The organism is Rhodococcus sp. NPDC059969, assembly GCF_042738325.1.
Lineage (GTDB): Bacteria > Actinomycetota > Actinomycetes > Mycobacteriales > Mycobacteriaceae > Rhodococcus_F.
Genome location: NZ_JBHWUF010000001.1, coordinates 1478656 through 1497328, shown reverse-complemented (window position 1 = coordinate 1497328; position 18673 = coordinate 1478656). Strand labels below are relative to the sequence as shown.

At 62.3% G+C, this 18673-nt stretch carries 16 protein-coding genes; 8 read left to right on the top strand and 8 right to left on the bottom strand.

Annotation, left to right across the window (positions count from 1 at the left end; translation table 11 throughout):
- Nucleotides 1–16: 16 nt before the first annotated feature.
- From ACFWAD_RS07000 to ACFWAD_RS06975, 6 genes are read right to left on the bottom strand one after another with little or no spacing between them, the layout of a single operon-like run.
- A complete protein-coding gene (locus ACFWAD_RS07000; protein WP_378542409.1) occupies nucleotides 17–1939 on the bottom strand; it encodes an SEC-C metal-binding domain-containing protein in 1923 nt (640 codons plus the stop codon).
- A gap of 35 nt (nucleotides 1940–1974) precedes the next feature.
- On the bottom strand, nucleotides 1975–3870 hold the full coding sequence (locus ACFWAD_RS06995; RefSeq protein WP_378542407.1) for an SEC-C metal-binding domain-containing protein: 1896 nt from the start codon (nucleotides 3868–3870) through the stop codon (nucleotides 1975–1977).
- 18 nt (nucleotides 3871–3888) lie between these two features.
- Nucleotides 3889–4566: a GAP family protein gene (locus ACFWAD_RS06990; RefSeq protein WP_378542405.1), complete on the bottom strand. Its 678-nt coding sequence runs from the start codon at nucleotides 4564–4566 to the stop codon at nucleotides 3889–3891.
- A 43-nt stretch (nucleotides 4567–4609) separates the two neighbouring features.
- On the bottom strand, nucleotides 4610–6172 hold the full coding sequence (locus ACFWAD_RS06985) for an acetolactate synthase large subunit (protein ID WP_378542403.1): 1563 nt from the start codon (nucleotides 6170–6172) through the stop codon (nucleotides 4610–4612).
- Nucleotides 6169–6909, bottom strand: coding sequence for an enoyl-CoA hydratase/isomerase family protein (locus ACFWAD_RS06980; RefSeq protein WP_378542401.1), 741 nt, complete (start codon nucleotides 6907–6909; stop codon nucleotides 6169–6171). The genes ACFWAD_RS06985 and ACFWAD_RS06980 overlap by 4 nt, the downstream gene beginning before the upstream one ends.
- 49 nt (nucleotides 6910–6958) lie before the next feature.
- Nucleotides 6959–7861 (bottom strand): NADP-dependent oxidoreductase, encoded by a 903-nt coding sequence (locus tag ACFWAD_RS06975; protein ID WP_378542399.1) that lies wholly within the window; start codon nucleotides 7859–7861, stop codon nucleotides 6959–6961.
- Between the two features lie 317 nt (nucleotides 7862–8178).
- Between ACFWAD_RS06975 and ACFWAD_RS06970 the strand changes: the two genes are divergently transcribed.
- Complete coding sequence (locus ACFWAD_RS06970; RefSeq protein WP_378542397.1) at nucleotides 8179–9492, top strand: YhgE/Pip domain-containing protein; 1314 nt, start codon at nucleotides 8179–8181, stop codon at nucleotides 9490–9492.
- A 99-nt stretch (nucleotides 9493–9591) separates the two neighbouring features.
- Complete coding sequence (locus tag ACFWAD_RS06965) at nucleotides 9592–10968, top strand: NAD-dependent succinate-semialdehyde dehydrogenase (protein WP_378542395.1); 1377 nt, start codon at nucleotides 9592–9594, stop codon at nucleotides 10966–10968.
- Nucleotides 10969–11086: 118 nt separating this feature from the next.
- Here the strand turns inward: ACFWAD_RS06965 and ACFWAD_RS06960 are convergent, their stop codons facing one another.
- A complete protein-coding gene (locus tag ACFWAD_RS06960; protein ID WP_378531334.1) occupies nucleotides 11087–11365 on the bottom strand; it encodes a hypothetical protein in 279 nt (92 codons plus the stop codon).
- A gap of 49 nt (nucleotides 11366–11414) precedes the next feature.
- On the opposite strand from ACFWAD_RS06960, the gene ACFWAD_RS06955 reads away from it, so the two are divergent.
- A complete protein-coding gene (locus tag ACFWAD_RS06955; protein ID WP_378542393.1) occupies nucleotides 11415–11858 on the top strand; it encodes a hypothetical protein in 444 nt (147 codons plus the stop codon).
- Nucleotides 11859–11869: 11 nt separating this feature from the next.
- On the opposite strand, the gene ACFWAD_RS06950 is transcribed toward ACFWAD_RS06955, so the two are convergent.
- Nucleotides 11870–12703 carry an alpha/beta fold hydrolase gene (locus ACFWAD_RS06950; RefSeq protein ID WP_378542391.1) on the bottom strand — a complete coding sequence of 278 codons (834 nt, stop codon included), beginning with the start codon at nucleotides 12701–12703 and terminating at the stop codon, nucleotides 11870–11872.
- A gap of 74 nt (nucleotides 12704–12777) precedes the next feature.
- On the opposite strand from ACFWAD_RS06950, the gene ACFWAD_RS06945 reads away from it, so the two are divergent.
- From ACFWAD_RS06945 to ACFWAD_RS06925, 5 genes are all read left to right on the top strand, one after another.
- On the top strand, nucleotides 12778–13257 hold the full coding sequence (locus ACFWAD_RS06945) for a MarR family winged helix-turn-helix transcriptional regulator (RefSeq protein ID WP_378542389.1): 480 nt from the start codon (nucleotides 12778–12780) through the stop codon (nucleotides 13255–13257).
- Nucleotides 13254–13886 carry an allophanate hydrolase subunit 1 gene (locus ACFWAD_RS06940; protein ID WP_378542387.1) on the top strand — a complete coding sequence of 211 codons (633 nt, stop codon included), beginning with the start codon at nucleotides 13254–13256 and terminating at the stop codon, nucleotides 13884–13886. The genes ACFWAD_RS06945 and ACFWAD_RS06940 overlap by 4 nt, the downstream gene beginning before the upstream one ends.
- Entirely contained in the window at nucleotides 13883–14746 is an 864-nt protein-coding gene (locus ACFWAD_RS06935; protein ID WP_378542385.1) for a biotin-dependent carboxyltransferase family protein, read from the top strand. The genes ACFWAD_RS06940 and ACFWAD_RS06935 overlap by 4 nt, the downstream gene beginning before the upstream one ends.
- A gap of 47 nt (nucleotides 14747–14793) precedes the next feature.
- Nucleotides 14794–16344 carry a bifunctional 3'-5' exonuclease/DNA polymerase gene (locus ACFWAD_RS06930; RefSeq protein WP_378542383.1) on the top strand — a complete coding sequence of 517 codons (1551 nt, stop codon included), beginning with the start codon at nucleotides 14794–14796 and terminating at the stop codon, nucleotides 16342–16344.
- Between the two features lie 102 nt (nucleotides 16345–16446).
- Nucleotides 16447–18672, top strand: a complete 2226-nt coding sequence (locus tag ACFWAD_RS06925) for an MMPL family transporter (RefSeq protein WP_378542381.1) — start codon at nucleotides 16447–16449, stop codon at nucleotides 18670–18672.
- The last annotated feature ends 1 nt before the right edge of the window (nucleotide 18673 follow it).

Below are 18673 nucleotides of genomic sequence, written 5' to 3'. Positions count from 1 at the left end.
TTTTTGGTAGTTCGCGCTACCGGAAAGGCGCACCGGCAAGGCCGCGGCTGAGGAACTCCACCAACTGACCCGGCTCGGTGTCCTGCGACTCGATCAGTTGGATCAGCTCTTTCTTGTCTTCTACCGCAAGCGGTTCGATGCCACCGAAGGTGCGCATCGTGGACCCGGCCGGAAGAACACGAGCACACACGAGTGTGCCTGGCTCGAGGTTCAGCGAGCCCCACTCGTCCGTGACCTTCACCAGATGACCGTTGCGGACGTCGCTGAGGGTCACCAACTGTCCCGGCTCCGTCGAGGCAACCTTGTACACCGAGCGCGCAATTTTCAACCACTCGTCGGCCAGTTCCCGCTCGTCGGAAGGCAGCAGTTCTCCGCGGCGCTCGACAAACGCCTCGAAGATGCCGACGTCGAACAAGGCAGCATCGACGGCCAAACCACCTTCGACGGCCAGCGTCAGTGCCTCTTCGCTGTTGAACTGCTCGGCACGAATGAGCGCGAGATCGAATACGGCGTCGAAGTACTCCGGTGTGCGCGAGAACAACTGAGCCTTGACGTAGAGCCAGCTGGCCCGATCGTCGAAAGTCACTTCGGACTTACCGAGATGACAAACCTTGAACTTTCGACCGGAACCGCACCAGCACTTGTCATTTCGACCGAGCTCAGGATGCTCGGCCGGCGCATAGCGCTGAAGAACCTCATGCAGAACTTCGGACTCGCCGCCCTCGATCCGGCCCAGCAAAGCCAGCGCTCGCGTCACGTCGCTGCGATCGGCCGCCAGTAGCGCCAGATCGAAGATCGCCGGAGTCCAGTCGGGATCAAGATCGTGCGCTGATTCGTACGACGCCTCAGCGGCCAGGATCTTGCCGAGACGGTCCGAAGCCTTGCCCGCCAGCCAGTGCGCTGCCGGCTTGACTCGGCGCGGCCCCTTCTCCGCGAGAGCAGTTGCAACAGAATGCAATGCGGAATCGTGGTCATCGAGTTCGGACAACAGTTCCAATGCTGCCGCAGCCGCGGGCGGCTCGGCGATGCCGACGAAGGTCTGCGGATCCTCCTTGATCTGCTTGCGCGCCCAGTCCGAGACATCCTCGACGCCTTCGGCTTTCGCAGCCATGACCACATCGACGAAGGCGATCACCGACGCGGCTTCTTCGGAGTGCAGGTTCTCTCGAATCTCGAGCATCCTGGCGCGGTTCGCCAGGTGGTATGCCTCGAAATCGAAACCGTCCACCGCGACGTAATCACCGTCGCGGACGTAACCTGCCGCGTCGAGCATCTCGCCCAGCGGTGCGGTCGGCTGACGGAACAGCGACGGCTCGTCGAGCATCAACTGCCAGACAATGGCATCGAGGGTGTCCGCACCGATGTCGGCAAGGACCGTCGCCAGGTTCTCGCCGAATCCGGGTGCGGGATCCAGTACCTCGGGGATGGTGCAGAGCGTCAACTCGCGGTCAGCGACGAACAATCCGATCAAGTCACCTGCCGAGCACTCGGCAAGGGTGTCGGTGTCGAGCAGAAAACCTTCGTCGTGCGGGAACTCCGGGTCTTCGATCCCACGATCAGCCAACAGATCGTCGTCGATCCCGCGATGCACGACGCTGATGCCGTGGATCTCGTCGTCGTCACGATCGAGGAAAACTCGCAGCATCATCAGATCGGGATTGGCGTCGAGAACGCCGGACTTGATCTCCGCTTCGGTGAGGCGATGGGTCAACACTCGATGCTCGAACAACGTGTCGAGTGCGGCGTACCGCTCCTCACTCAAATATCCGAGCAGTGGGTCCTCGACGTACTCGACGAATTCGGCCATGTCCTCGGCTGTACCGTGCCCGGCATCAGCCAACAGGGTGCCCCAGTCCGCCGCTGTCTGCGGGCCGTGCTCACGCAACAACTCCATCGCGGCTTCGGCGATCAAGTCATTGGCATCCATCGGTTCGTTCACCTATCCAACTTTAACGGGGTCGACTCGATACATCGTCACCGGTCATCGGTCGAGTGATCGGCGCCTCCACGCGACTCACGCACCAGTTCGTCGGCGTCGAGATCCTCGGAAGCAAGAACCTCGAGAACCCTCGCGGCCTGCGATTGCGAAGCCATGACCACCACGCCCACCGCAAGCGCGCCCGTGGGGGCCGTCAGGACCAGAGCACTGATCACATCACCGGGCTTGGCTTCGACCGAGTGCGAAACCGTGACGGTCTCCTTGGACCCACGATCGAGCAGCACGACACCGGTGTCCGAAGATTCGACCACCTCGTACACCGACCTGCTGGTTCCGAGCCACTGCGCGGCTGTCACTACTTCCGCCTCCGGGAGGAGTTCACTGCGTCTGGCCAGGAAGTCGGCAAAAATCCCACCCTCGAACAGAGCCACATCCAGTGCCGAGCCGTCGAAGATCGTGGTGGCGAGCAGTTCGTCCTCGGAGAGATTCTCGTTTTCGAGATCGTCGAGCCCGGTCACGGTGTCGACGAACTCGGAGGCAAAGGCAAACAGACATGCCTTCTTGTACAACCACCGACCGTCCGCCTTGACGGATTCATCCGCCTTTCCGAGGTGGCAAACCTTGTACTTGCGGCCGGAACCACACCAGCACTTGTCGTTTCGCCCGAGTTCCGGGTGATCGGCTGGGACGAAGTCCTGCAGTACGGCGTAGAGATTCTCTTCACTTCCGCCGTCGATCCGCCCGAGCAGTGACAGTGCCCGGATCGCGTCGCCGCGGTCCGACGCGAACTGGGCCAATTCGAACAAAGCAGGACCCCAACCAGATTCGGCAAGTAGCGCCTTCTCGTAGTGCGCTTCCGCTTCGAGGACGCGTCCCAGCCGATCGACGGCCTTACCGGCCAGCCAATGAGCCGCCGCCCGCACCGACCTCGGCCCTCGCTCGGCCAGTTCGGCTGCAAGCGATTCGAGAATCGCATCGGTCACCGGATCCTGATTCCGAAATCCGAGATCGAACACTGCTACCGCTGCACCCGGATCTGCGAGTGAGACAAAAGAATCCGGGGAAGCGCTCACATGACGGTGGGCCCAGTCCGCGATATCGAAGTCGACGATGACCGCGTCGGTGTATCCGCGGTCCGCCAGATCGACAAACGCGACGGCAGAGACAGCCTCGTCGTGGGTCAGATCGTATGTACTGGCCACCAAGGCTGTCCGAATCTGCAGATCGTAAGCGTCGAAGTCGAATCCCCGACGCGCCAGCAATTCTCGCTCATGTTCGTAGCCTGCCGCCTCGAAGAACTCACCCAGCGGCGCAATGGGAACCGTGAAAAGTGACGGATCCGCGAGGAGGAGTTGCCAGCACACGGAATCGAGTGCCTCGACTCCGTCGTCCTCGAAAAGCTCGTCCAGGGCGGGAGCAAGATCGGGCTCGTCCTCGATCGCCACCAGGCGAAAAGCAAGTCTTCCGTCTTCGACGGCAAGACCGACGAGATCGCCGTCGGCACACTCGCCCAGGGTTCCGACCGGGAGAACCACAACTCGTCGACTCCGGAAGGGAGCAGCTCCGCGTTCCAGGGCTGCTACTTCCGCCAGGGCCACCCGGATCGCTCCGTCTTCGCCGCCGCCGAACGCCAAGATCGGTTCCAGGTCGGGGCTCGCGTCAAGGATGTCGGACGCAATCTCGAGCTCACTGAGCCGGTGAGTGAACACGAGCCCTTCGAGGGCCGCGTCGAGGGCGAAGTACTTTCCGTTGGGCAGGTACCCGAGCATCGGTTCGGACAGGTACTCGAGTACATCGGCCAACTCGGTCGCAGTTCCGTACTCCTCGAGATGGGTCGCCCACTCTTCGAGACTCAGCGGGCCTTGCTCGCGCAGAACAGCCACCGCAGCGGAGGCAATGGAACCAGCAGCGTCGTCGTCGAAATCAGTCACCCGCCAATGGTAGGCGACTTATTGCAGTCCACTGAGCCCCTCGCCCAGCACGGTCGCACCGAGGATCGCCAGGATGACCGCCATCATCACTGCGTTGTTGGCGGTCATCCATGCCTTCGCGGATGCGAGGATCTCGTCGGCTCGATTGCCGGAGAACACCTTCACCAGGATCGGCGACGCGATGCCGACGCTGGCGATCACCGTGAAGACGACCGCCGCAACAGTCTGTTGAGCAACAACATTCGTGGCGACCGCGATAGTGGCCGCACCGGATACCGCCAGCGCAGCGTTCTTGGGATTGACCGCCGCGGACAAGAACGCCAACCCGAAAGCCTTGCGCGGCGTCAATCCGTCGATGCTCTTCATCCACTTCGGAACTGTCGGATCACTTCCGTCTCTCGGTCGCGCTCGCCACTGCTTGTACGCCAATCCGAACAGAACAAGGCCCAACACGATTCGTACGACGCTCGACCACGCCGAAGTCTGCGACGACTCCGATTCCGCGAACGAGTAGTCCGCGATCACGATGGTCGCTGCAACGACCGCCGATATACCGAGCACCCACCCGAGGAGAAAAGATGCCGCCCCGCGATGTGCTCCGGCGGTAACCATCACGAGCACGATCACCGCCATGGGCATCGAGACGAAAAGCAGACCGAGGGCAAGAGGCAGAGACAGACCGATCGCGGCTAGCACCGAAAACCTCCAGTTGAATGCACGATCGATGACCGACGCGAAATCATGACGGGGGTGGCAGCATGACCTCGATGAGATGCGGACCGGGCTCCGCCAGCGCTGCAGCAAACTGCTCCGCCAACTCCTCCGCCGTGCTCGCCCGTGACGCCGGCACACCCAGGCCCTCGGAGATCTTGACGTAATCCATGTTCGGAGACGACAGATCCAACATCGACTGTGCGACGACGCCGGCGCCTTCTGCGCCGACGCGTTGCAACTCGCCACGCAGAATGGCGTAAGCGCGATTGTTGAGCAGAATCGTCGTGACGTTCAACTGCTCTCGCGCCTGCGTCCACAACGCCGTGATGGTGTACATCGCGCTTCCATCGGCTTCGAGATTGATCACCGGCCGCTCCGGCGCTGCCACCGCGGCACCCGTCGCCACCGGGATGCCCTGGCCGATGGCACCTCCGGTGAGCGTGAGCACGTCGTGGCGCGGCGCTCCGGCAAGGGCAATCGGGATCGCCCAACCGGAAGTGGCCGCCTCGTCGGAGATGATGGAGTCGTCTGGCAGTAGGGCCCCGATCACGTCGGCCCAATTTCGCACGTCGAGAGGCCCGCTCGGCAGCGACGGCCGATTTGCCTCCTGCAGAACGGGTTCCACTCCGGGTGCCACGAGTTCCGCCACTGCTTCCAACGCGCCGACAACATCGTCGCTGACATTCGCCAGCGTTGTCACCGCGGCGCCGTCCGGGACCAGATCGCTCGGTTTTCCGGGATACGCAAAGAATGAGACCGGCGAAACCGCGCCGGCCAGAACCAGCTGAGTTGTTCCGCGAAGTTGTTCAGTGGCGTGCTCGGCGAAGTACCCTAAGCGCTCGAATGACGGTAGCCCGGCGCCCCGTTGAAGCCTCGCTGGGAAGGTCTCGACCAGAATCTGCGCACCCGTCGTGACGGCGATCCGGGAAGCGGCGCGCAGTCCGGCTTCAGAACACGCTGCGCCGCCCAGCAGTAGCGTCGCGCGGCCCTCGGCATTGAGCGCGCCTACCACCGAGTCGATCTGTGCTGCAGAAGCTTCCGCTCGCGGCGGTATGTCCCGAGGCTCCGCAAGCACTCCACCTTCGCCCCACGAGACGTCAGCAGGTAGGACCAGTGTCGCGATCCTTCCGGGCGGATCCATTGACGCGGCAACGGCGTCAGCTGCATCGCTACCGACGGTCGCGGTGGAGTCGGAACGTCGACTCCATCCCTCCAGCCACTCGGTCAGCGCGTCGATATTCGATTCGAGAGGAGCGTCGAAACCGTGATGATATGTCGCGTGGTCCCCGACGATGTTCACGATCGGTGTGTGGGCGCGGCGCGCGTTGTGAAGGTTCGCCAGTCCGTTCGCCATACCGGGGCCGAGATGGAGCAGCGTCGCGGCAGGCCTTCCGGCGATCCGTGCGTAGCCGTCCGCGGCACCGGTCACAGCGCCCTCGAACAGGCCGAGTACGGCTCGCATCCGGGGAACGGAATCGAGTGCGGCAACAAAATGCATCTCGGACGTTCCGGGATTACCGAAGCACACCTCGACACCCGAGTCGACCAGACTCTGGATAAGTGACTGTGCACCATTCATATCGGTCACCTCTTCTTCATGAAAGCTGCGAATGCTTCTTGCGCTTCATCGGATCGTCGTCGTCTCGCGAAATGATCCGACTCCACGTCGATGGTTTCCAGCAGGGAGTCGAGATGCGGTCGACGGAGCAGCATCTTCGTGAGCGCTACCGATTCAGCCGGGGAGTCTGCAATGCGAACTGCACGGTCCAGCGCCACGTCGAGTGCGGTGCCGGCCTCCACGACGCGATTGACCAGACCGGCTTCGGCAGCCTCGTCGGCGTCGAACATATCTCCGAGCATCAACAGTTCGGTCGCGCGTTTGAGGCCCGCGATCTGCGGCAACAAATAGCTCGATCCACCCTCGGGCGAGAGCCCGAGCGGAACGAACGGCAAGCGGAACCGCGTACCTCGTCCGGCAAACGCCAGGTCGCAGTGCAACAACATCGTGGTGCCGATCCCGACTGCAAACCCTTCGACCGCTGCGACAATCGGTTTACGTGCGGTAACGAGTGCGATCAACAGATCCTTGGCCTCACCGCCGTCCTCGCCGGCAGTGTCCTGAAAACTTCCGATGTCGTTACCACTGGTGAAGACACCACCGGCACCCGTCAGCACCGAAACCCGCACTGCGTCATCGTCGTCAGACTCCCGGATCGCGTTCGTCAGTTCGCGGTAAGTCTTGGGGTCGAGCGCGTTGCGCCTCTCCTGGCGATCCATCGTGAGCAACCGAACTCCCGCTGTGTGCTCCTCGATCCGAACAGTCATCCGTACCTCCGTCGTAGCCGAGAGTCTCGATTCAAGCTACTCGGTCGATTCAGCCGACTTCCAAGACGAGCTTTCCCTGCACATGTCCTTTCTCTCCGACTCGGTGTGCCTCCGCGATCTCGTCGAGCGGAAAGGCTCTCGTCGGGGGGAGGCTGAAGCGCCCGGATTCGATCAGCGCGCCGATATCACCGAGAGCGTGGATCGCCCGCCCGCTGTCGCCGCGGCTGAACCTCACGCCGTACGTCTGTGCGCCGTCGAAATCGGCGATCGTAACCACATGATCTGTGTCGCCTGCCAACTCGATGAGCACCGGCAGCGCACCGGTTCCGGCCACGTCGAGCGCCAGATCGACGCCGTCTGGCACGAGTGCACGAACTCGCTCGCTGAGGCCCTCTCCATATGTGACCGGCTCGGCGCCGAGCGACCGTAGGTACTCGTGATTGGATAGACTTGCGGTACCGATCACCCGGGCGCCGCGAATCACAGCCAATTGGACGGCAGCGCTACCGACGCTGCCGGAGGCACCGTTCACGAGCAGAGTGTTGCCATTTTGCACCCCGAGTTGGTCGAGCGCGCGTGTCGCCGTCTCGACCGCCGCGGGCAGCGCGGCGACGTCGATAAAGTTGTGAGACAACGGGATAGGCGCAAAATACGCAAGCACTGCAAGTTCAGCCTGTGCCGCACCGTCAGTGCAGAAGCCGAAAACACGATCACCGAGGTTCACATCTGTGACGCCCTCACCGATCTCGTCGACGACGCCCGCCGCTTCGTACCCCAGGGTTTGCGGCAGCTCCTGATCCATCAGCCCCTGGCGCTTCTTCCAGTCACTGGCATTCACACCTGCCGCTCGGACGGCGATCCGAATCTGGCCTGGCCCCGCGTGCGGGTCGGGTAGGTCGACAAGCTCGAGGACTTCGGGCCCTCCGAACCTGCTGAAGCGGGCTGCTTTCATATTGTGCTCCGATCTTGATTTCGGGACGGACCTCCGCGCCCGTTTGAAATGTAGGCGAAGTCTCTTCCCCGAAGCGAGGAACGTCACGTTCAGCGTTTCTTCAGAAACAGGTCCGTACCGTCGTCACCGGTTCGTCGAACTACTGAGGATGAACCGGCTGGCGATGCCCCCAATTCCAGAGGGTTGGGGGCGTCCTCCATTGGGGCGATCTCTGTTGGCGCAACATCTGTCGGTGTCCGAAAGATCTGCCCCGGCGCACCTTTGCGTTTACGCTCAGCCCGAGGAACTCCGCGCGAAAGAAAGCCGGTCGACTGACGATGAGCAAGAACACGGAGCCGTCTGCCCGCACCGTCATGCACACACCACGATTCTGGCTGACACCATTGATAGTGGTCACCCTCTTGATGTCCGCGCTGGCAGCGCTGTACATGGGCGGGATACTCGACCCCAAGAAGCATCTGGACCAGTTCCCGATCGCCCTGGTCAACCAAGACGAAGGTGACACCCTCCCGGGCGGTGATCCCACCGATCGCAAGAATTTCGGAAACGACATAGTCGCCGGCCTCGAAAGCGGAATCGACCACCAGAAGATCGACCTGCAGCAGATCGGCATCGCCGAAGCACAATCACGGCTGAACTCCGGCACGCTGTACGGGGCGATCGTGATTCCCAGTGATTTCACGAAAAGGACGACCATCCTGGCGGAGGCGAGCGTCGTCGCCGGTGATGTAGAACAACCGATCATCACGATCTATACCAATCCTCGAGCCGGTTCCGTCTCCGCATCTCTGGTCCAATCGATCGGTACTACAGCGCTCGCGTCGGTCAACAAGAACATGGGCGAGCAGCTCACCACCCTTGTCACCGCGCAGTTGGAGGCGGGAGGCACCGGAACCCAGATCTCCGGAGCGAGCCGCCTGCTGCTCGAGAATCCGGTGAATGTACTCACCGTGGCTCACGATCCGCTTCCCGACGGCACCGGATTCGGTTTGGTTGCATTCTATTTCGCGCTGCTGTTGGTACTTGCCGGGTTCACCGGAGCAACCGTCGTCAATTCCTTGGTGGACGGCATGCTCGGTTATGCGCCCACGGAATTCGGTCCACTCTTCGTTCAGAACGATGTGGTGGGTATCAACAGGTTTCGGACGCTGCTAGTGAAATGGGCGTTCATGATCGTGCTGTCCGGGATAGTCTCCGCGTTGTTCCAATGGATCAGTCGCGCCCTCGGTATGCCGGTCACTCACGGGCTTGCGTTGTGGGAGTACGGGGCGTTGGTCATCACAGCGGTCGGCATCACGGCAATGTCGGTGATGGCCGCGTTCGGCTCGTTGGGCATGTTGATCAACCTGTTCGTCTTCGTCATTCTCGCGCTGCCCTCGTCCGGCGGCACCATCCCCCTCGAAGCCAGCCCCAGGTTGTATGCCTGGCTGGCCCAGTTCGAGCCGATGCACCAGATTTACATGGGCACACGGTCGATCCTGTTCTTCGGTGCGCGCGGTGAGGCCGGCCTGCTGCATGCCATCTGGATGACGTTGGTGGGTCTCCTGATCGGCGTCGTACTCGGCATCGTGACCACCCGTTTCTACGACCGCAAGGGCTACGAACGCACCCATCGCCCCAAGGTGGCGTGACATGGTACCCAGCAGGTATTTGATCGAAACCTGTTGAGCCGATTCATTTCGATTGCGCGTTTCGGGAATCTTCGAGCCCCCTCCGCACGTTGTACAACTATGGCTAATTACAAAACAGTCAATCCCGCGACAGGTGAAACCGTCAGGGAATTCGATACTTTGGATGACGCCGGAGTTGAAGCCGCACTTGCGAACACGCATCGCGGCTACTTGACCTGGCGCAACAGTGCGCCTCAGCAGCGTGCGGCAGTCCTGAGCAAGACCGCCGAACTGTACACAGAGCGCGCAGACGAACTGGCTCGAATGATCTCGTTGGAGATGGGTAAGCCGGTCCGCGAGGCCAAGGGCGAAGTGCAGCTCTCGGCCGCGATCTATCAGTGGTACGCAGATCACGGTCCCGCACTGCTCGAGGAAGAACGACTCGACGTTCCCGGGGCCGAGGAGTCGGTTGTGTACCGGCGACCGATCGGCGCTCTCATCGGCGTCATGCCGTGGAACTTCCCGTACTACCAAGTCGCCCGCTTCGCAGCACCGAATCTGATGCTCGGCAACACGATCATTCTCAAGCACGCATCGAACTGTCCGCAGTCGGCGTTGCTGATGGAAGAGATTCTGCGACAAGCCGGATTGCCGGACGACGCCTATGTCAGCGTCTTCGCGACCAACGAGCAGATCGCGGACATGATCGCCGATCCGCGCGTTCAGGGTGTGTCACTGACTGGCAGCGAACGCGCAGGCACCAGCGTCGCGGAAACTGCCGGACGCAATCTCAAGAAGGTAGTTCTCGAACTCGGAGGATCCGACGTGTTCATCGTCCTCGATTCCGACGACTTGGATGCCACAGTCAAGTCAGCAACCAAGGCGCGGCTGTCCAATGCCGGCCAGGCGTGCAATGCGGCCAAGCGTTTCATCGTCACCGAAGATTTCTACGACGACTTCACCCGCAAGTTGGCGACTTCCTTCGAATCCGTCACTGCCGGTGACCCGTTGGACGAATCCACAGTCTTGGGTCCGCTCTCTTCGCAGAGCGCGGCAGACACTCTGATCGAGCAGATCGACGACGCGGTGTCCAAGGGCGCCACGCTGCTGACCGGTGGAAAGAAGATCGACGGCCCGGGCGCCTACGTTCAACCGACGTTGCTCGCAGACGTGACACCGGACATGCGGGCGTACAGCGAAGAACTGTTCGGACCTGCCGGCGTCGTCTACAAGGTCAAGTCGGCCACCGAGGCTGTGGAACTTGCCAATTCGTCGGTCTACGGACTGAGCGGATCCGTCTGGAGCAGCGATCTTGATTCCGCGCGGTCGGTCGCTGCCGATCTCGACGTGGGGATGGCGTTTGTCAACGAGCACGGTACGACGTTGCCCGGCCTGCCCTTCGGTGGAGTCAAGCGCTCCGGAGTTGGCCGCGAACTCGGCCCGTGGGGAATGGACGAGTTCGTCAACAAGAAGCTGATCCGCGTCTCGAAGAAGTAACTCGGCGCAGAAGTAACTCGACGCAGAAGTAGTTCGACGCGAAGGAAGGCCCTGACCTCGATGGAGGTCGGGGCCTTTCCTCATAACCCACGAACCAGCGTGAGGGTCCGCTGCCTGATCACTTGCTTGCTGGAGTTGCGGTCTGACGAGAGAGACTCCAACCGAACCGAGACGCAAGGAGAGCCACGAGCCAGCCCAACAAGGCACCCGCGAACGGAGTGGCGACGGCGGTGTAGATCGCCTCGTAGGAAACACCGACCGACACGGTGGAGCCTCCGACAAAGGCGAAATCGGTCCGGTAGGCGAGGGTCGCCCACTCGACCAGAACGGAGACAACAACAATCAGGAACCCCGATACGAAACCGAAACCGGCCAGAAGTACATGAAGTGCGCGCATCCGATCAGTGTGCCTGTAACGCCCACCCAGATGAAACCGACCTGCTGGTATGACACTTTCACGAATTGCTCTCACTACCGCGATCGCCGCCGCCCTCTGCGCGAGCGCCGCTATCTGTTCCGCGACGTCAGCGTCCGCGGAGGTCGTCGACGTCACGATCATTCCCGGCCTCAGCAGCGGCCCGACAACGCCGTACGGAGCCGGCTGCACGTATCTGGTGGTAGCCAGGACAGCGGAGTTGGTGGAGCCGAACGTTTCGATAGTCGACATGAACCGGGCGTCGACCATGTTCCCGCAGGAATTGATCTGGGACACCGTCAATCCCTACTTCACCTTGCCGGTTGTACTCGGCCACGCCGTCACGCTGTGGACTCCGACTGCACCGGGCGAACACTCTCTGATGGCCTACCAGACATCCGCGGGCGGGCCGGTCGCAACGGTCAACGTCAATCCGGCCACCCCGATCGGGCCGGGGTGCATCGTCGCGCCCTGAACCACCGTCCGTCAGCTCTCCAAGAAGTCGACGAGCACCCGGTTCAGTTCATCGGCGGGAACCATCGGAATACTGTGGTGTGAAGCATCTTCCAACACCTCGACGCGCGCTGCGGGAACACGCTCACGTACTACCTTGGCCACTGTTGCCGCATCATGCACGCGCCCGTCCCGCGCGAGGACCACCAACAACTCGACATCCAGAGCGCTCGTGTCCTGCTCCGAAGGACGTTGAGGCACTACCAGATTGGGTCGTGGTAGATCCGAAGTGCCCAATTCCGCAAGTGAGAGCCAGTCGGAGTCGATGCTCAGCTCGCCTGTCTCCCACTCCAACAGTCGCCGTCGGCGTGCTCGCGAGGGCTTGAGCAACAACGGAAGTGCACGCAGAAGGTAGCCCGCCTTCATGCCGGAGAAACTCGAATTGGGATCGAGCAGAACAAGTTTCCCGACACGATTCGGTCGATGCATCGCAAAGGCCAACGCAATCATCGCGCCGTAGGAATGTCCGATCACATCGACGGTGTCAGCGCCGGTGCAATCGACTATCGAGTCCATCCACTCGATCAGATCGTCGACGGACTTCATTCGATCACCATTCGGAATGCTGAGTCCGGCATCACCCAGGGTGTCGACGGCAAGAACACGCCGGGATTTCGACAGCGCCTCAACGTTGTCGAACCACACCGTCGAGGTGGCGCCTCCCCCGGACAGAAGGATCAACGGCCGCGAGTCTTCACGTCCACAGACGTTCACATGCGTGCTGCCGAACCGCCCCGCGAGATCCACACCCAGCGGTTTCTGCGGCCATTTGGTCAGTACGGCGTCGTATGCGCGATTGAAGTTCATCCCCACCCCCATTTCTCTCGATTATCGAGATAGTAGACAATCGAGAGACGACACACCAGGGCTGGGAGATATCCATGAGCGTCGGCGACACAGAAGACGAAGCGATGGCGATCGTGCACTCGCTTCGCGCGCTGACCGTCGACTTGAACGTGGCGGTTTCCGGATTTGCGTCCAAAAAAACGATGCACTCCACCGACGTGCGCGCGCTGATCTGCCTTCTCGACGCCGAGCGCTCGAACACACCGGCGACGCCAGGTTGGCTCGGCGCGCAACTGGGCATCAACTCGGCGTCGGTGACCGCGCTCGTCGACCGGATGGTCAAAGCGGGCCACGTAGCTCGGGAACGCGATTCGGCGGACCGACGGCGAGTGATCTTGCAGGTCACACCAGCGGCGGTCACACTCGGCGAGAGCTTCTTCGGCCCACTCATTTCACGGGCAGTGAGCACCATCGGCAATTACACGGCCACCGAGCGAGCCACCATCGCGAGTTTCATCGTGGCGATGCGAGCGGATGTGGAGCGGGCTCGCATCGATAGGGAGCCCTCCCGGTGACTTGCATACTCCCCGCCGGAGAACGTGCGTTTCTCGTCGACCTCGATTCCGAAGCCGACGTGCTCACGTTCACCGAAGCTCTGACGCGAAGCACCCCGGTCGGGGTCGAAGACTTCCTCCCCGCAGCGCGCACCGTTCTGGTCACCTGTAGCCCGACGGCAGATCTCACATACGTCCGGCAGTGCTTGAACGATCTGGAGCAGTCGAAGTCCGCTGCGATCGCGGACGCGCATTCCGAGACCGACCTGCTCACCATCTCCGTCAGGTACGACGGGCCCGACCTCGACGACGTCGCACAGTCACTCGGAATGACCCGATCCGAGGTGGTTGCGGCTCATACCGGGGCGATGTGGCGTTGCGCCTTCATCGGATTCGCACCCGGCTTCGCCTACCTGACTTCAGGCGACACTCGGCTCGACGTACCGCGTCGAACTCAATCACGAACCGCTGTGCCTGCCGGTTCCGTCGCCCTGGCCGCTGGATACAGCGCGGTCTACCCGCGGGCATCACCGGGTGGCTGGCAGATCATCGGAAGCACCGACGCCGTGATGTGGGACCTGAACGCCACACCACCGGCCACCGTTCAGCCCGGCAGACGCGTGCGCTTCGTGAACGAGAATCAACGATGAACAGTCTGGAGATACTCGACACCGGGCCGCTGAGCCTGATCCAGGACCTCGGACGGATAGGTCATCTTCGCTCGGGTGTCGGGGTTTCCGGTGCGGCAGACAGGCGATCTCTCAGGCTTGGCAATCGGCTCGTCGGCAACGACGAGGGCGCAGCCGGCGTCGAAATTCTCCTGGGTGGGCTGAGTCTTCGAGCGCAGCAACCGACAACGATCGCGTTCACCGGAGCGCCGGCACAGGCCTACCGCGACGGCATTCCGGTCGGGCATTCGAGCGTGATCTCTGTGCGAGCTGGTCAGACCGTCCGCCTGGACTACGCACCGAGTGGACTGCGGACGTATCTGACCGTCCGAGGCGGCATTGTGGTTCCCGAGATCCTGGGATCGCGCAGCACCGACACGATGTCCGGGATCGGTCCGGCTCCTCTCGAGCCCGGCGTTGTTCTCCCGATCGGGCCTTCGCCGACCGCGTTCTCACTCGTCGACCTCGCACCGGTGCCGCCGATGACAAACGAGACTCTCGACATTCGAGTCCTATTCGGTCCGCGTGCAGATCGATTCACCAACCCCGAAACACTCGTCCAGGGCCGATGGGCGGTTTCGACCGACTCTGACCGAATCGGGGCACGCCTCGATCGCGTCGGCGCCGACGAACTGCTTCGACGCACCGATGACACCGAACTGCCCACCGAAGGCGTGGCACTCGGATCGATCCAGGTCCCACCCAGCGGCCAACCTGTCGTGTTCCTCGCCGACCACCCCATCACCGGCGGTTATCCGGTGGTCGGAGTGGTCGCGGACGCAGATATCGACCGGCTCGGCCAAGCCCGCCCGGGTCAGCACATCCGGTTCGTCGGCGCCTGAGCAGCGCCGAGCGTTCTCGTGTCGGACCTTGCCGTCACACTGATGGTGTGCGAGTTGTCCTGGTTCCCGGTAGTACGACGTCCACGGGAGCTGTGACGGCGACTGTCCTCCGGACCGATCCCGGTGGAACGCCGCTCGCCGATCCCGTCGAATACCCCGACCTGATCGCAGCGGTGCGCACCATCGAGGAAGCCGAGCACCCGCGGTGGGTGTGGCCGAGTACGGCGACCGTGTACCCACCGCTACTGCGGGCAGGCGTACGGGTTCAGCGGTGCCACGACATCTCCCTGACCCGCGCGATCCTCGGAATGCGCGTCGGCAAACCGTCACCACCTGCCGACGAGTTCGACGACGATCGCCTCGGTCTCTTCGACACCGCCCCCGTTCTCGATCCCCTCGCCGTCGCCACCGAATTCGCCGAGCAGCGCGCAACCGTCGGCGCGGACGCTCGACTGGACTTGTTGATCGCAGCAGAATCGGCCGGCGCTCTCAGCGCCGCCGAAATGACGCACACGGGCCTTCCGTTTTCGACGCAGAAGCATCGCGAACTCCTCGAAGAACGGCTGGGGCCGCGCCCGACGGGATACGACCTCCCCGCTCGTATGCAGGAACTTGCCGCACAGATCAGTGAGGTATTCGGGCGCACCGTCAATCCTTCGTCGTCGGTGGAGATCACCGAGGCGTTCGGGCGTCAGGGCATCGAACTGCCGTCGACGCGCAAGTGGTTTCTGCAGGAAATCGATCATCCGGCTGTGCCGCTACTCCTTCGTCACCGCGAACTCGCCAAGCTGTACAGCACCAACGGTTGGCAGTGGATGGACAGTTGGGTGCGGGGAGATCGATTCCGTCCGATCTACGTTCCCGGTGGTGTCGTGTCCGGCAGGTGGGCGAGCCGAGGCGGCGGGGCCCTCCAGATTCCGAAGACCATGCGCTCGAGCGTCGTCGCCGATCCCGGTCACGTGTTCGTCGTCGCCGACGCCGGTCAGCTCGAGCCCCGAATTCTGGCTGCCATGTCCGGCGACCGCCGCATGATGGCCGCCGCCGGGGACGACGACCTGTACGCACTTGTCGGTGCTGAAGCCTTCGGCGGTGATCGCGCAAAAGCCAAGGTCGCAATCCTCGGAGTCCTGTACGGGGCGACGGCGGGTGAAGCCAAAGCACTACTCATCTTGTTGCGGAAGCGATTCCCGGTCGCGGTCGAGTACGTCGAGCAAGCTGCGAAGGCAGGCGAGCGCGGCGAGGTGGTTCGGTCACTGCTCGGCCGGGCTTGTCCCCCACCGTCTCCCGACTTCTACTCCCACGGCGACGCTCATGCCCGCGGTCGTTTCACGCGGAACTTCGTCGTGCAGGCCACCGCGTCCGAGTGGGCGCTGTGCCTCCTGGCCGACCTCAGGCGACGCCTCGCCGAAGATCCGGACGGCGAATTGGTCTTCTTCCAGCACGACGAAGTGGTCGTGCATACCCGCAACCCCGAAACCGGTACCGCGCACGTGCTGGCCGCAGCTGCTTCGGCAACTCGATTGCTGTTCGGCGACACAGTGGTCCGTTTCCCCATGGACGTCGCAGCCCGCGAGACATACGGCAAAGGCACTTCGTAGCGTCGTCAATTCCACTCCAAGTGGTTCCACCGCGCCCGTATTGCGTGTTCTACTGGAAAACGTTGCTTTGTTGGTGCTGGTCGACTGCGTTCGAGGAGAACCATGACCAAGCTGGATACAACTGACGCAGAACGGAACGAGCACGGAGCGGTAAAACGCCGTCGCCTGCCGATCTTCACCGTGATCGCCCTTGCGATCTTCGCCTTCGTCGCAGGCGGTTTCGGTGGTTCGTTCCAAGGCAAACTCGCCGAGGTACAAAAGAACGACAACGCCTCCTACCTCCCGAGTTCCGCCGAATCGACGATCGTCAGCAACCAATCCGCGAACTTCCTGGCAGTCGAGACCATCCCTGGTTTTGTTCTGTTCCATCGAGATTCGGCCCTCACCGAGGCAGACAAGTCTGCAATCAACTCGGCGTACGACGCCATTTCCGTCGTCTCCGGAGTAGATGCCGACGGTATGCAGCCCACCCAGTACTCCGCCGACGGCACAACTGCGTCGATCTTCGTGCCACTCGTCGCCAAAGACGGCGACACCGCCGTGGCAGGCGATGTTCTGGCGACCACCGAACAGAACGTCATCGACGCCGCGAAGCAGGCTGCCGGGGATGTCGAGGTACTCCCAGCCGGGCCAGGTGGGCTACTCGTTGCCTTCATCGACGCCTTCGCCGGTCTGGACGGAGCACTGCTGGGTGCGGCACTTCTGGTCGTGATTCTCATCCTGCTTGTCGTGTACCGGTCGCCTGTCCTGTGGTTCTTTCCGCTGTTCTCCGCACTTCTCGCAATCGGCTTGTCCTCGATGGTGATCTACTTCCTCGCGAAGGCCGAAGTACTCACGTTGACCGGCCAATCCCAAGGCATCCTCTTTGTCCTGGTGATCGGTGCCGGTACCGACTACGCCCTACTCTTGATTTCTCGCTATCGCGAAGAACTGCACACGTATCCCAACCGCTTCGACGCGATGATCAAGGCCTGGCGCGAGTCTGCGCCGGCCATCACGGCTTCGGCTGTCACCGTAATTCTCGGTCTGCTGTGTCTGACGTTCTCTCAACTCAACTCCAACAAGAGCCTCGGACCCGTCGCCGCCATCGGCATCGCCTGCACCTACCTGGTGATGATGACGTTCATGCCTGTCGCTCTGGCCGCCACCGGACGGTGGGTCTTCTGGCCGCGCAAGCCCAAGGTCGATCACGCCGCAGACCTTACGACGCACGGGATGTGGGGCAAGATCGCCGAGGCCGTCGGCAGCAAGGACCGTCCACTGTGGATCGGCGCCACTGTCTTGTTGATCATCCTGTTCGCAGCCGGGATCGGCAGTCTCAAAACCGACGGCCTGACATCCACCGAAAGCTTCACCAACCGCCCCGACGCCGTTGTCGGACAAGAACTCTACGACTCGAAGTTCGATCCCGGAGCCGGCGCACCGGCTGTGATCACCACAAACGCCGACCAGGCCGACGCCGTCATCAAGGCAGCCAGCGGAGTCGAAGGTATCTCGAAGGATCCGGGCGCCGTCTGCACGCAGGTGGACGTCGCGAAGGTCAGCGAGCTGATCAAGACCAACCCCGCTGCCGTCGCACAAGCCGCTGCTGCGGGTTGCGCCCCTGCAGCTTTCACCGTTGCACCGATCGACGGCCGAACCATGATCAACGCAACCCTCGCCGACTCCTACGATTCACCGCAGGCACTCGACACCGTCAAGCGACTGCGGACGGCGGTGCACGACGTGCCCGGCGCCGACGCAATTGTCGGCGGCAGCACGGCCACCACCCTCGACGTCCAGGCCGCCTCGGTCCGCGACAGAAACCTGATCATCCCGATCGTGCTGGTGGTGATCTTCCTGGTCCTGGCCGCTTTGCTTCGCGCTCTGCTGATCCCGGTGATTCTCATTGTCACCGTGGTGCTTTCCTTCGCGGCGACACTCGGCGTGAGCGGATTCTTCTTCACCCACGTATTCGGGTTCGCCGGGGCGGATCAATCGTTCCCGCTGTTCGCCTTCGTGTTCCTGGTCGCTTTGGGTATCGACTACAACATCTTCCTGATGACCCGAGTGCGGGAGGAGACGGGAGAATTCGGCACCCGCTCAGGTGTTCTGCGCGGCCTTGCCGTGACGGGCGGTGTGATCACCTCAGCCGGAATCGTCTTGGCCGCAACATTTGCCGTACTGGGCATCCTGCCACTGGTCTTCCTCGCCGAGATCGGATTTGCCGTGGCCTTCGGCGTGCTGCTCGATACGATCATCGTGCGCAGCGTCCTGGTTCCGGCGCTCTCGCACGACATCGGGAAACGCATCTGGTGGCCGTCCGAACTGGCCCGCGCAAAAGACTGAT

Coding starts and splice junctions, on each gene's coding strand:
- ACFWAD_RS06955 (WP_378542393.1), top strand. CDS start 11,415: ATGACACTTTCACGAATTGCTCTCACTACCGCGATCGCCGCCGCCCTC.
- ACFWAD_RS06935 (WP_378542385.1), top strand. CDS start 13,883: ATGAACAGTCTGGAGATACTCGACACCGGGCCGCTGAGCCTGATCCAG.
- ACFWAD_RS06960 (WP_378531334.1), bottom strand. CDS start 11,365: ATGCGCGCACTTCATGTACTTCTGGCCGGTTTCGGTTTCGTATCGGGG.
- ACFWAD_RS06975 (WP_378542399.1), bottom strand. CDS start 7,861: ATGAAAGCAGCCCGCTTCAGCAGGTTCGGAGGGCCCGAAGTCCTCGAG.
- ACFWAD_RS06925 (WP_378542381.1), top strand. CDS start 16,447: ATGACCAAGCTGGATACAACTGACGCAGAACGGAACGAGCACGGAGCG.
- ACFWAD_RS06980 (WP_378542401.1), bottom strand. CDS start 6,909: ATGACTGTTCGGATCGAGGAGCACACAGCGGGAGTTCGGTTGCTCACG.
- ACFWAD_RS06970 (WP_378542397.1), top strand. CDS start 8,179: ATGAGCAAGAACACGGAGCCGTCTGCCCGCACCGTCATGCACACACCA.
- ACFWAD_RS06950 (WP_378542391.1), bottom strand. CDS start 12,703: ATGAACTTCAATCGCGCATACGACGCCGTACTGACCAAATGGCCGCAG.
- ACFWAD_RS06965 (WP_378542395.1), top strand. CDS start 9,592: ATGGCTAATTACAAAACAGTCAATCCCGCGACAGGTGAAACCGTCAGG.
- ACFWAD_RS06945 (WP_378542389.1), top strand. CDS start 12,778: ATGAGCGTCGGCGACACAGAAGACGAAGCGATGGCGATCGTGCACTCG.